The following is a 13,268-nucleotide window of genomic DNA, read 5'->3' as shown; positions in this document are numbered from 1 at the left end:
TTAAGTTGTCATTTCATATTATTTTGGAAACTTTAAGCGATTTCTTTTTCAAAGAAGGAATTTTAAGGGAAGACGCGAATATGTACTTTTACGACGTTTTTGCCCGTTATGAAGAAGAGATGGCGTGGCATGCGAGGGATAGTCATTTGGCTACCATTGCTCGTTCGTGAAACACAATGGGAGGGGTACCAGTTGGATAAGAAGAAAGTATTGATCGTAGATGACCAGAACGGTATACGTGTTCTTCTCATGGAAGTGTTCAGCAGCGAAGGGTATTTAACCTATCAGGCATCCAATGGAAAGTTGGCCTTAGAACTTGTGCGCAACGAAACACCAGACATTGTGCTGCTTGATATGAAGATCCCCGGCATGGATGGCCTTGAAATATTGAAGCAAATTAAAGAAATGAAGCCAGACTTAAATGTCATTATGATGACTGCTTATGGTGAGCTCGACATGATCAAGGAAGCGACTGATCTTGGAGCACTGATGCATTTTACGAAGCCGTTTGATATTGATGAAATGCGTGTTGCTGTCAATATGACACTAGAGCGTTCTTCAGGTTCGTCGGTATCTATATCTTCGTAAGCGCTATAAATGGCATACTTAGATACAGTTTAGTGAGATAATTAGGGTTAATATCCATCTATATATAAACACGGTCATTTTAACCATATACTCCTTGGCAAAGTCGACTTTAAACTTCGTTTGCTGTCAAGAGTTTGTATATTTTTTGATGTGCAATTGTGGTATAATAACGACTGTAAAGATGTCGGCTAGCCATAACAGAAACAGACGACAATCCATAGGAGGAAGTAACCATGCCATTAGTATCGATGAACGAATTCCTGCCTAAAGCTAAAGCAAACAAATTTGCTGTAGGTCAGTTTAACATCAACAACCTTGAGTTTGTACAAGCTATCACAGAAGCTGGTATGCTTGAGAACTCCCCACTTATCTTCGGTGTTTCCGAAGGTGCGTTGAAGTACATGGGTATCGAGTACACTGTAGCAATGGCTGAAGCAGCTGCTAAGAAATCCGGCTTGCCAATCGCATTGCACCTTGACCACGGTAGCACATTTGAAGTAGCTATGAAGTGTATCCGTGCAGGATTCTCTTCCGTTATGTTCGATGGTTCCCACCATGCATACGAAGATAACATCCGTTTGACTAAAGAAGTTGTTAAAGCTGCACACGCTATGGGCGTATCCGTTGAAGGTGAGTTGGGTACAATCGGCGGTACAGAGGACGACTTGACAGTTGATGAAGCACATGCACAATTGGCTGATCCAGAAGAAGCGATTCGCTTCTATGAAGAGACAGGCGTTGATGCTTTGGCAATCGCAGTAGGTACTGCTCATGGTATGTACAAAGGCGAGCCTAAGCTTCACTTTGATATTATGGAAGCTGTAACAAGCAAGATTCCAGTTCCAATCGTTCTTCACGGTGGTTCCGGTGTTCCTGATGATGCAATCACAAAAGCTGTTGCATGCGGCGTAGGTAAGATCAACGTGAACACAGAGAACCAAGTTTCCTTCACGAAGACAATTCGTGAGTCTCTTGCGAAGCAAGAAACAGTTTACGATCCTCGTAAATACTTGACTCCAGCACGTGAATCTATCGTTGAAGTCGTTCGTGAAAAAATCCGTTTGTTCGGAAGCAGCAACCAAGCATAACAAGCGATGATCGCATTCGCACGTTAACGGATATGGGAATGACACTGGGACGTTCCAGTGTTCTTCCCATTTTCTACTTATTTAACATTTTTCATAAAGCTAGTTATTGTAGTACAATTGTATAGATATAGGTAGAGATACCGAATTCATAGGGAAGACTGGAGAACGGAACAATTACAATCAGTGACATGTGCGTAATGGGTTCCGTTGTGTTGTATCGTAGAAGTATGTTGCTGTGATCACGATATGAGTTGTTATTTCGAGCAATCTGGGTAAGCAGGTATGCAAGGCGTAGGAGGAGCATTTTACAACTATGGAAAAGATAATGATTCAGGGCGGTCGTCCGTTGCGTGGTACTGTGCAGATTAGTGGGGCTAAGAATAGTGCAGTTGCGCTCGTTCCGGCTGCTATATTGGCAGAGACAAAAGTAGTATTGGAGAACTTGCCAGTAATTAGCGATGTAGAAACGTACAGCGAAATCCTTGTTGAATTAGGAGGGGATGTAAGCTGGGACGGAAATACGATGTACATTGATCCTTCTCGTATGATTTCTATGCCTATGCACAATGGCCTTGTAAAGAAGCTAAGAGCTTCTTATTACTTGATGGGCGCCTTATTGGGACGATTCGGAGAAGCAACGATTGGTATGCCTGGTGGTTGCAGTTTTGAACCGCGTCCTATCGATCAACATATTAAAGGGTTTGAAGCATTAGGTGCTACGGTCACGAATGACCATGGATCCATTCATATTTATGCGAAAGAGCTTCGCGGAGCTAAAGTTTATTTAGATGTAGCGAGTGTCGGTGCTACGATTAACATTATGCTGGCGGCGACAAGAGCTAAAGGCATTACAACGATTGAAAATGCGGCTAAAGAGCCTGAAATTATAGATGTAGCCACATTGCTTAACGCGATGGGGTCGAAGATTAAAGGTGCTGGTACAGGTACGATTCGTATCGAGGGAGTTGACAGTTTGCATGGTTGTCGGCACTCGATTATTCCAGACCGTATCCAAGCGGGAACCTATATGATTGCTGCTGCAGCGACACGAGGTGATCTTCTCGTTGACAATATAATTCCTAAGCATATGGAAGCCTTGACTGCCAAGTTGGAAGAAATGGGTGTGGAAATTATCGAATCAGGTGAATCACTTCGTGTTATTGGCAAGGCGGAGTATGAGCCTATTGATGTCAAAGCACTAATATATCCTGGTTTTGCTACTGATTTGCAGTCGCCTATGGCAAGTCTGCTTACACAGGCATCGGGTGTGAGTATGCTAACGGATTATGTATATAGTAACCGCTTTAAATATGTTCCTGAGCTAATGCGTATGGGAGCCAAGATTCGTGTAGAAGGACGTTCAGCCATTATTGAACGCTCCAAGCTAAATGCTGCTACAGTCAAAGCTGCTGATTTGCGTGCTGGGGCTGCTTTGGTTATCGCGGGACTACTTGTAGAAGATGGTGTGACCGAGGTGTTGGGTGTTGAGTTTATCGACCGCGGGTATGATAATCTTGTCTCCAACTTGACAATGCTAGGTGCAGAAATATGGAGGGAATAAGAATAAATTTTCACATTTCGGGTAATTATATATAAATAGTCTACGCTGTTCATTCTATCGCCTGTCATTCTTATTGGAATGATTGAATTCTACTAGGCGAATAGGTACCCGTTATTCCCTTCATCAATCCAGACTACCATAAGTTTTATAATTGGAATGAATGTATTGGACGCTCTATAGTAGGAACAGAGCGACTAGTGGAGTTCATTCTCGTTTTCACTTAGACATCAATGTTATTTCTTGAATAGAATAGGAGTTGTATTTATGGATTTGCAAATTTCCGATTTGGAATCGAAGAAATTGACGGAGCTATATAAGCTGGCCAAGCAGCTACAGATTCCTAGCTACGGACAACTTAAGAAAAAAGAACTTATTTTTGCAATTTTACGCGCGCAAGCAGAACAGGGCGGCTTTATGTTCATGGAAGGTGTCTTGGATATTCTTCCTGAAGGATTTGGATTCTTGCGCCCTATTAACTATTTGCCAAGCCCAGAGGATATTTATATTTCCCAATCACAGATCCGCCGTTTTGACCTTCGTACCGGTGATCTCGTATCCGGAAAATGTCGTCCGCCGAAAGAAAATGAACGATATTTTGGACTACTACAGATTAATGCGGTTAATGGTGAAAATCCAGATGAAGCCTCACAGCGTCTGCACTTCCCTGCCTTGACTCCTCTATATCCGGAGAAGAAGCTCGTATTGCAAACAACCCCTGAAAAGATTTCAACTCGTACTATGGATATGCTTGCTCCTGTTGGATTAGGTCAGCGCGGTCTTATTGTAGCGCCTCCTAAGGCAGGTAAAACATTGCTATTGAAAGAAATTGCGAATAGCATATCGACGAATCATCCTGATATTGAATTGTTCGTATTGCTTATTGATGAGCGTCCAGAAGAAGTAACTGATATGCAGCGTTCCGTCAAAGGTGAAGTTGTTGCTTCTACATTTGATGAAGTGCCTGAGAACCATATTAAAGTAGCTGAGCTAGTGCTAGAACGTGCTTTGCGTCTAGTTGAGCACAAGAAAGATGTTGTTATTTTGCTTGATAGTATTACTAGATTAGCGCGTGCTTACAACCTAGTTGTTCCACCATCCGGAAGAACACTAAGTGGTGGTATCGATCCAGCTGCTTTTCATCGTCCTAAGCGTTTCTTTGGTTCCGCTAGAAATATTGAAGAGGGCGGCAGCTTGACGATTTTAGCTACAGCTTTGGTTGAAACAGGTTCTCGTATGGACGATATTATTTATGAAGAATTCAAAGGTACGGGTAACATGGAACTTCACTTGGATCGCAAATTGGCTGAACGTCGTATTTTCCCAGCTATCGATATTCGTCGTTCTGGAACGCGTCGTGAAGAAATGTTATTGACGAAGGATGAATTGGACAAACTATGGTCGGTTCGTAAAAACATGAATGAATCACCAGAGTTCGTTGATCAATTTATTCGTCGCATGCGTGATACAAAGACAAATGAAGAGTTCTTAGCAACATTAGATTCTAAGGAAAATCCAACACCAACTCGCCGTACACGCAGTTCCTCTGTCAGCTGACGTATGTACCGATATATAGGGAGGACTTGCTGACAATGTATGTAGTATATGCTGACCAAGATGGGAATATGTACGATCATGATCATTTGATTGGACTAGCCCGTAGTGGAGAAATGATTGTAGAAATATTTGATGATGAGCTAATCCCTTTGCCGGAAGGGGCTACGCTTGTAGGCTTGCCAAGTACCCGTCCAGTTGGGCTTGACCCAGACACAGGTGAAATGGTTGTTATACCAGGTGATGTACAGGCAGTAGGAGCTCTACTACCACAAGGTTATACTCGCTTGCACATACCAAGCTATGTGAAGACAGATAAGGAACAGAAACTGCCGCTGTTTGGTTATACGGCTGTCGTCTGGAAAGATGGCGGATTTTATGTGGCAGCTCATGCAACAGATGATCCTCATAAGTGGGATCCGTTGAATTGTGATACGAGACAACTTCGTGTGCAAGTGTCTGAGTTATTGGAGCGCTATCCAGACAATCGTTTGTATCAGCACTTGTCGCATTGTGCACTGCAATATGAATGCTTGACTGCTTCCAACACCTTTTTACAACGTTGGGAAGGGGCGGTACCGGTATCTTATTCATGCAATGCTGGCTGCTATGGATGTATTTCGGAACAGCCGGACGATAGTGGTTTCCCTGCTCCGCAGACGCGTATGAACTTTAGACCGATGGTTGATGAAGTTGTAGAGATTATGATGGAACATTTGAAGACGCCGGAATCGATCATTAGCTTTGGTCAGGGTTGTGAGGGCGAACCTTCTACTCAGGCTAAAATTATTATTGAAGCGATTAAGGAAGTTCGACGTCAAACGGAATTGGGTTATATCAATATTAATACAAACGCTGGTTTAACTGATCATATCCGCGGTATTGTTGATGCAGGGCTAGATCTAATGCGCGTTAGTACAATTAGTGCTTTGGATGATCATTACAATGCTTATTATCGTCCTCGTGCTTATAATTTGGCTAATGTCGAGAAGTCGCTTCGCTACGCATCAGAGCAGGGTGTTTATACGTCTATTAACTATCTTGTGTTCCCTGGTGTCACAGATCGTGAAGAAGAAGTTGAAGCGATGGTTGAATTTGCTCGTCGCACGAAGCTGCGCCTTATTCAAATGCGTAATTTGAATATCGATCCTGAAAGCTACTTGGAGCTCATTCCTAAGGCAAAAGGTGATATTCTGGGCATGAAGACCATGATCGATATTTTTAAGGAAGAGCTTCCAGATGTCGTCATTGGATCTTACTCACATGTTCCTCCTGAATTATTACAGCGGGCGAAGGCAAAGTATTGATGGGATTGCATTCCCTTCATTTTTTGCAAAAGAGTTTCCGATAACATTGAGCGAATCGGGACGAAAAACGTAAGCCTTTCAACATAAAATGCAAGTTGCGCACCCTATATCGGTGTGCTATAATCCATCTATGTGTCATTTATAACTCTGGGAACGCAAAGGGCTCAGGGCGGAAAGAGGTGAATTCGATGAAAGAAGCAATTCAACCGAAATACTACGTAACGACTGTATCTTGCGCTTGCGGCAACACATTCGAAACAGGTTCCGTTAAGGAAAACCTTAAAGTAGAGGTTTGCTCCAACTGCCATCCATTCTTCACAGGTAAGCAGAAGTTCTTGGATGCTGGTGGTCGCGTAGACCGTTTCAAAAAGAAATACGGCATGTAATTTATATGAACAAACTCCCTTGTGTGTATGCGCAGGGGAGTTTTTTTCTGTCCATTTTTTAATAAGCACAAAATGTCAAAACAATCTCTACTTGATTATGTATGATAATGCTGTGGAATGGATTTGATCGAAAGAAGGTGCTGTTCATGTGGCTGGAACATAAAGAGTGGGTCCAAGAAGCGATTCGCTATATGGAGTTTCATCTGAAAGAAGATGTGGAGTTCGAAGACGTTGTCCAGCATACAGCAGTATCAAGATTCTATTTTCATCGAATTTTTAAGGAGCATGTAGGGATTAGTGTATCTGCCTATCTTAGAGAGCGAAGGTTGACCTTGGCGGCAATGGATTTGCTCTCGACGAACAAGCGCATATTGGACATTGCCTTAGAATATCGTTTTGCGGGCCAAGACTCGTTCTCTCGAGCGTTCAAGCATCAATATCAAATGACTCCACAGCAGTATCGTAGTGGATTTAGGCCGTTTCAGCGGTCACAGGAGGAGGTTGGTTCTTATATGTCTACAAATGAGTATCAGTCGGGTTCCGGGCAAAACTACAATGAATATGTAGAACAACAGGCAACACAGAATGTTCAGAGTAAGCTTCCAGTAGGATGGATGTTTACAGGGATGTTTCCTAATCAATATCAGGCTGAGTTGGATCGACTAATTGTGCATCGCGGTACGGTATCCGCAACCGTTAAAGGGTTGGCTAATGCGAATCCACAAGGATTTGGAACGTTGATGCAAATGTTCAAGGCTAAAAAGTATCAAGATAAACGCTTGCGACTAACCGGATTTCTAAAGACGAAAGAAGTGCACATGGCTGGCTTGTGGATGCGTGTGGATGGTAAGAACGAGGAGCCGCTAGCCTTTGACAATATGATGAATCGTCCAGTTATGGGTACGAAAGATTGGGCGCAATATGATGTTGTGCTTGATATCGACTCTTTAGCTGAAGCGATTGCGTTCGGCGTTTTATTGAGCGGGGAGGGTCAAATCTGGGTTGATGGTATTCGAATAGAAGAGGTGGATAAATCGGTTCCGGTTACTGATTCATATATAAACGAGGATCAAACACTGCCTGATGATCCATTTAATCTGAATTTTGAAATATTACGTGGTGAAGAAGTTTGATAGTATACTTGAATTGACATGGATCGTGCAGAATCTACGATTGTAAGACTTTTTATGACCATTAATAGTTTGATTAGGTTGTTAATGTTTAACTTGAGTTGCAACTTGTCTTTAAATAGTCTATACTAGGTGTTGCCGTGCTAGATGGGGAGGTAGCGGTGCCCTGTAACTCGCAATCCGCTGTAGCGAGGTTGAATTCCTGTTAGAGGTATTGTCGATGTGAGGCTGGAGCCTATGTGTGGTGTTGACGGTTTGGTCCTTCGCAATATGCGCTTATGAATCTGGTCAGGTCCGGAAGGAAGCAGCCATAAGTAAGTTAGCATATGTGCCGGAGGGAAGCCTGGCCTGAGCTGTCGCATAGGAGTGCCGCTTGGATCGCAATTATCAATAACAGGTGCACGGTTCTATATTATAATTTAGACTAGCGCGTTGACACCGATATTGCTCGGTGTTTTTTTATATGTAAATATATGATGGGCACTGGTTGTGAATGAAAGATACATAAGAATAATGATGTTATGAAAGCTTGATGAGAGGCGTTTCTACAGAGTCAACATGCATCATTGAACATACACTTCAATAAATATATATATGGGGTGAGTGCGTGCGTAACGGACCTACAACACCACTGGAAGAAGCTGTCTCGAAACTGGCAGAAGGGCGAAGAACTCCTGCTCCTACTCCTGGTGAACGAGATGCTGTGACATTGTTACAGCGTTTTGCTGATACGTTTTTACGTGATGTCAATTTAGGCGTACTGCTCATAGATCTTCAATTTAGATTGGTTGATATAAGTGATACGGCTTGCAAATTGTTAGGATGGAGTCGGGAGCAGGTAGTAAATCACCGTATCAACGAGTTGTTTGGAGCGATGCCGAAGGAGCATCATCCGATTAAGCGATCGCTCTTAGGGGGAGTAGTTGTTACTAACTATGCTTTTTCCTGGCAGAATGGAACCTACCGTCATGAGCTGTTAATGGATTCGAATGTTGTTCGATGTGAAGAGGGGCATATTTTAGGGGCGTATGTACTATTTAAGGATGTTACGAATCTTAAATCATTGGAAGAGCAAGTTCAACGCAATGATCGACTGGCTATGGTTGGACAAATTGCCGCTGGCACAGCTCATGAGATCCGTAATCCACTAACTTCGATTAAAGGTTTCCTTCAAATGTTCAAAAGAACACTAACGGAGCGCGGTATGAACAAAGAAGTTGAGTTCGCTGATATCATGCTTACTGAGTTGAATCGTATCAATGAATTAGTGGGTGAGTTTTTGCTTTTGAGTAAGCCTAAAGATTTGAACATCGAGCAACTTCGTATTGAACAGGTAATGGAAGAGATTGTTCCCATTATCCGAAATGAAGCAGTTATGCATAACGTCGATGTTCGTGTGGTACATACAGTGCCGCTACCGCCTGTAGTAGCTGATCGGGAGATGTTGAAGCAAGTATTCCTTAACATAGCCAAGAACGGGATTGAGGCTATGGTTGATGGTGGGCATTTATCAATCTATCTGAAAATAGATGAATCGTGTAAGTGTGTTCTGGTGGATATACATGATTCTGGGCCTGGAATTCCAGGATTCCTTGTAGACAAAATATTCGATCCTTTCTTTACGACAAAACCTAATGGAACTGGACTAGGATTGTCCGTGTGTCAGAGAATTATTTCTGATATGGGAGGCGGTATCCGTGTTGCATCCAAAGGATACGGTACAACCTTTACAATAGCCATACCTTACTAATACCCAATAACAGGTGTTAGAGGGTGTGGCTGTTTTTTTTGTAATTGTGATATAGTATAATATAACAGACTTCGCAAGAAGTGATGTTATTATAAACGTTTCGAGGTTACAGTATGGGTCATATCGCATTGTATCGCGCATGGCGGCCACAGTCATTTGGTGACATGGTTGGCCAGCAGCACATAATTCAAACGCTACAGAATTCGTTGCGGGAGCAGCGCTTTTCGCATGCTTATCTGTTCAGCGGCCCGCGTGGAACGGGGAAGACGAGTGCGGCCAAAATATTAGCCAAGGCGGTTAACTGTGAACGTGGTCCGAGCACTGAGCCTTGTAATGAATGTGAAGCGTGCCGACGTATAACGGCTGGAGCAGTTATGGACGTCGTAGAGATCGATGCTGCGTCTAATCGTGGTGTTGAAGAAATTCGGGATCTCCGCGAGAAAGTTAAATACGCTCCCACTGAAGTTCGTCATAAAGTGTACATTATCGATGAAGTGCACATGTTGACAACTGAGGCGTTCAATGCACTATTGAAGACATTGGAAGAGCCTCCTGCGCATGTGATGTTTATTTTGGCAACTACGGAGCCGCATCGGCTTCCTGCCACAATTATATCGAGATGTCAGCGCTTTGATTTCCGGCGAGTATCACTTGAGGAACAAGTAGATCGGCTGGCACAAGTCTGTTCAGAAGAAAAGATAGAAGCGGATCGAGACGGCTTAGAATATATTGCGAAATTGTCCGATGGCGGCATGCGTGATGCAATAAGCCTATTAGATCAAGCGGCTTCCTTTACAGATGGGCGTGTCACTTATCAACAGGTGCTTGATATTACAGGGGGCATGCCTGAGGAACAGTTCGCTAAGTTGGCTCTGGCAGTTCGTGAGCAAGATGTAGCGACCGTACTAACTGTAATTGAACAGATGATGCAAGAAGGTAAAAGTGCGGACAAATGCATGGAAAGTTTGCTATACTTCTTCCGTGACCTGTTGATGGTCAAGCTAGTACCCAATGGGGGAGTGATGACAGAGCGTTTGACACAAGTCAATACGTTCCGTGATATCGCTGAGTCTTACGGTGCTGCGGACTTATTTGTAGTCATTGATACGTTGAATCGTTATCAAACGGAAATGAAGTATGCGACACAGCCCCAGACATTATTTGAAGTTGCGCTATTGCATATTGCGACTCAACGTTCAGGTACAGTATCGGCTTCTTCATCGGTAGCGCCAACTGGAAGTATTCCTGTTGAAGCCTCTGGCATTGTCCAACAGCTCCAGCGCCAAGTGGCCGCGCTTGAAAGTAAGTTAAATGATGCTTTGAAGCAAGGTGTTCATACAGATGGTTCGTCCGCTGCAAGTTCTACACGTGAGCGTACGGCCGCTGCTGTCCGTCAGAATGCTCGGACTTCTGTACATGCTAAAAAGCCGCCGCAGTTCGAACAATATGTAGCAAATCGTAACAGTCCGCAATTCCAACAAGTTCGTGGTCAGTGGGGTCAAGTACTCCAACGAGTTAAAGAAGTGGGTGTAACCATCCACGCGTGGCTTGTTAATGGTGAGCCGATATCTATACTTGAAGATGGTCTACTGGTTGCATTCAAGAACACAATTCATCGGGACACGACTGAGAAGCCTTCCAATCGTGAAGTTATTGAGCGTGTGCTGCAGGAAGTGTTGGGCAAACCTTATCGCTTGGATACGATGATGCTCAAAGACTGGGAATTGACGGATAAACCTTCTGATGCCCCAACTGAAGTATTTCAGTTAGAACAAGAAGGGGCGGAGGATACAAAGGGAAAGTGGATTGACGAGGCTATCCAGATGTTTGGAGAAGAACTCGTTATCATAAAAGAATAACATCCTAATTGGAGAATAAAGGAGAGTGTACGGCGATGAACAATATGAATCAAATGATGAAGCAAGTTAAGAAGATGCAAGAGCAAATGTTGAAGGCACAAGAGGGATTGGCTGACAAAATCTCTAATGGTACTTCCGGTGGCGGCGCTGTATCCGTTGAAGTAAATGGTCACAAAAAAGTTCTTTCCATTACTATCAAGCCAGAAGTAGTAGATGCAGACGATATTGAGATGCTTCAAGACTTAATCATCACAGCTGTAAATGATGCTTTGACTAAAGCAGAAGATATGGCTAATGATGATATGGCTAAATTCACAGGTGGTATGAAAATTCCAGGATTGTTCTAATTCAGGGATATTAGGTGCAATGCTAAATAAATGAACGATCATAGTGGTGTCACGCTCCATCTTGGATGCAGGGCACCACTATTTTGTATCATGGACAAGTTCAAGAGGGAGCGGGATTATGTATTATCCAGAACCGATAGCGAAGCTAATTGAAGCATTCTCGCGCCTTCCAGGGGTAGGACCCAAGACAGCGGCTCGTCTTGCATTTCATGTGCTTCGCATGCAGGAGGATGATGTGATTGATTTCGCAAAAGCGTTGGTCAACGTCAAACGAAATCTAACGTACTGTTCGGTCTGCTGCAATATTACGGATACAGATCCTTGCCGAATTTGTCAGGACAAATCAAGGGACACTTCTGTTATATGTGTAGTGCAGGAAACGAAAGATTTAGTGGCGATGGAGAGAATGAAGGAATTCCAAGGGCATTATCATGTGCTGCAAGGTGCGATTTCTCCTATGGAGGGTATTGGACCGGAAGACATCAAATTGGCGGAGTTATTAAAACGTCTTAGTGACGAACGAGTTAAGGAAATTATTTTGGCGACGAACCCAAATATTGAAGGCGAGGCAACTGCGATGTACATATCGCGCCTTGTCCGTCCTTTCGGTATTAAAGTGACCCGTATTGCGCACGGATTGCCTGTAGGCGGAGATTTGGAGTATGCAGACGAGGTTACGTTATCAAAAGCGTTAGAAGGACGTCGTGAATTATAGATAGCTTTTAACTACCTTGGTGGCTACAGTACATTAATATAAACCGGTACGTAGATTCTATTATGAATCCATGTATCGGTTTTCGTTCTATATAGAAGTTTTCATCCATAAGTTTAAAGTAGACGAGCTTATGGAGGTGTTAGTATGTTCAACAAGCTTTGGTGGGACAACATCAATAAACAGGTGCGAAAAGTATTCAAAAGACATGCTGATTCAAATTTGCAGACGAATCATTCAAAATCGGTTGAGCTTGAACTCGAACATCAGCGTCTAATTGAAGATCTCGATGATGCTTTTATGGAGTGGAAGCAAGCTCAAGTGCGATTTGAATATGCCCTTGGTATGGATGAAATGGATTATGCAATCTTTACAATGGAGGCGTCGGAAAAGCGGTTAGCTATGTTGCTGAAAAGAGCAAAGCAGAATAATCTTCGGACGAATGCCTATCGTCAATTGATAAAGAGGTGTTCGTAGTGAGGTTGATTGTATTCGTTGTACTGGCTGTGTCCTTACTGCTCTTGTTAGGGTTGCTCCTAAGAAACAAAGAAGCACGTAAGAGGATGTCCTGGTTTATGCTGCATGCAATCGGTGCGTTTGTTGTGTTGTATTTAGTTAATTCGACAGGATTAGGAATGGACGTAGAGGTGGCTGTTAACCCTCTTACCCTAATAACAGTAGGGTTATTAGGTGTACCCGGATTATTGGGGATTGTATTCCTTAAAATGGCAGTTCTATTATAGTTGACGAGGGGGCTTGTGTGTGATAAATTAATAAACGTCGCTTCGGACAAAACATAAAAACAAAGACAAACGATGTCGAAAGACAACGAAAAAGTTTTTGAAAAAAAGATGTTGACACTGAAACGAAAACATGATATATTATAAGAGTCGCCGCTGAGAAACACGGCGAACGAGAGCGAAAGAAAACGAATCGTAAGATGAGTGATCTGGAGCGAAATTGTTCTTTGAAAACTGAACAACGAGTGA

13 protein-coding genes and 1 other RNA gene are annotated in these 13,268 nt (G+C 43.1%); all 14 read left to right on the top strand.

Features of this window, described 5'->3' with window-relative positions; translation table 11 throughout:
* The first annotated feature begins 192 nt into the window (after positions 1–192).
* The 14 genes from NQ117_RS22820 to NQ117_RS22755 all read left to right on the top strand — a co-directional run bounded on the left by NQ117_RS22820 (position 193) and on the right by NQ117_RS22755 (position 13,022).
* A complete protein-coding gene (locus NQ117_RS22820) occupies positions 193–588 on the top strand; it encodes a response regulator (protein ID WP_258280325.1) in 396 nt (131 codons plus the stop codon).
* Between the two features lie 233 nt (positions 589–821).
* Positions 822–1,676, top strand: a complete 855-nt coding sequence (gene fba / locus NQ117_RS22815; RefSeq protein WP_144995262.1) for a class II fructose-1,6-bisphosphate aldolase — start codon at positions 822–824, stop codon at positions 1,674–1,676.
* A gap of 313 nt (positions 1,677–1,989) precedes the next feature.
* Positions 1,990–3,237, top strand: a complete 1,248-nt coding sequence (locus NQ117_RS22810; protein ID WP_258280324.1) for a UDP-N-acetylglucosamine 1-carboxyvinyltransferase — start codon at positions 1,990–1,992, stop codon at positions 3,235–3,237.
* A gap of 264 nt (positions 3,238–3,501) precedes the next feature.
* Positions 3,502–4,791, top strand: a complete 1,290-nt coding sequence (gene rho, locus NQ117_RS22805; RefSeq protein WP_258280323.1) for a transcription termination factor Rho — start codon at positions 3,502–3,504, stop codon at positions 4,789–4,791.
* Between the two features lie 35 nt (positions 4,792–4,826).
* The gene (locus NQ117_RS22800) at positions 4,827–6,095 is read left to right on the top strand and encodes a radical SAM family protein (protein ID WP_258280322.1); all 1,269 of its coding nucleotides are present in this window, start codon (positions 4,827–4,829) and stop codon (positions 6,093–6,095) included.
* 188 nt (positions 6,096–6,283) lie between these two features.
* Entirely contained in the window at positions 6,284–6,481 is a 198-nt protein-coding gene (gene rpmE / locus NQ117_RS22795) for a 50S ribosomal protein L31 (RefSeq protein WP_028594973.1), read from the top strand.
* A 146-nt stretch (positions 6,482–6,627) separates the two neighbouring features.
* On the top strand, positions 6,628–7,614 hold the full coding sequence (locus tag NQ117_RS22790; protein WP_258280321.1) for a helix-turn-helix transcriptional regulator: 987 nt from the start codon (positions 6,628–6,630) through the stop codon (positions 7,612–7,614).
* A gap of 135 nt (positions 7,615–7,749) precedes the next feature.
* An RNA gene (gene ffs, locus NQ117_RS22785) (signal recognition particle sRNA large type) lies at positions 7,750–8,016 on the top strand.
* Between the two features lie 202 nt (positions 8,017–8,218).
* A complete protein-coding gene (locus NQ117_RS22780) occupies positions 8,219–9,361 on the top strand; it encodes an ATP-binding protein (protein WP_375163120.1) in 1,143 nt (380 codons plus the stop codon).
* 113 nt (positions 9,362–9,474) lie between these two features.
* Positions 9,475–11,220 carry a DNA polymerase III subunit gamma/tau gene (gene dnaX, locus NQ117_RS22775; protein ID WP_258280320.1) on the top strand — a complete coding sequence of 582 codons (1,746 nt, stop codon included), beginning with the start codon at positions 9,475–9,477 and terminating at the stop codon, positions 11,218–11,220.
* Positions 11,221–11,255: 35 nt separating this feature from the next.
* Positions 11,256–11,567 (top strand): YbaB/EbfC family nucleoid-associated protein, encoded by a 312-nt coding sequence (locus NQ117_RS22770; protein ID WP_258280319.1) that lies wholly within the window; start codon positions 11,256–11,258, stop codon positions 11,565–11,567.
* A 118-nt stretch (positions 11,568–11,685) separates the two neighbouring features.
* Positions 11,686–12,282, top strand: a complete 597-nt coding sequence (gene recR, locus NQ117_RS22765) for a recombination mediator RecR (protein WP_258280318.1) — start codon at positions 11,686–11,688, stop codon at positions 12,280–12,282.
* A gap of 144 nt (positions 12,283–12,426) precedes the next feature.
* A complete protein-coding gene (locus NQ117_RS22760; RefSeq protein WP_258280317.1) occupies positions 12,427–12,756 on the top strand; it encodes a DUF2508 family protein in 330 nt (109 codons plus the stop codon).
* Positions 12,756–13,022, top strand: coding sequence for a pro-sigmaK processing inhibitor BofA family protein (locus NQ117_RS22755; protein ID WP_258280316.1), 267 nt, complete (start codon positions 12,756–12,758; stop codon positions 13,020–13,022). Before NQ117_RS22760 ends, NQ117_RS22755 begins: the two co-directional genes overlap by 1 nt.
* Positions 13,023–13,268 lie beyond the last annotated feature (246 nt).

Source organism: Paenibacillus sp. SC116 (assembly GCF_024733555.1).
GTDB lineage: Bacteria > Bacillota > Bacilli > Paenibacillales > Paenibacillaceae > Paenibacillus_B.
Note: the sequence above shows the minus strand (reverse complement) of the source record. Positions and strands in the feature narration are given on the sequence as shown.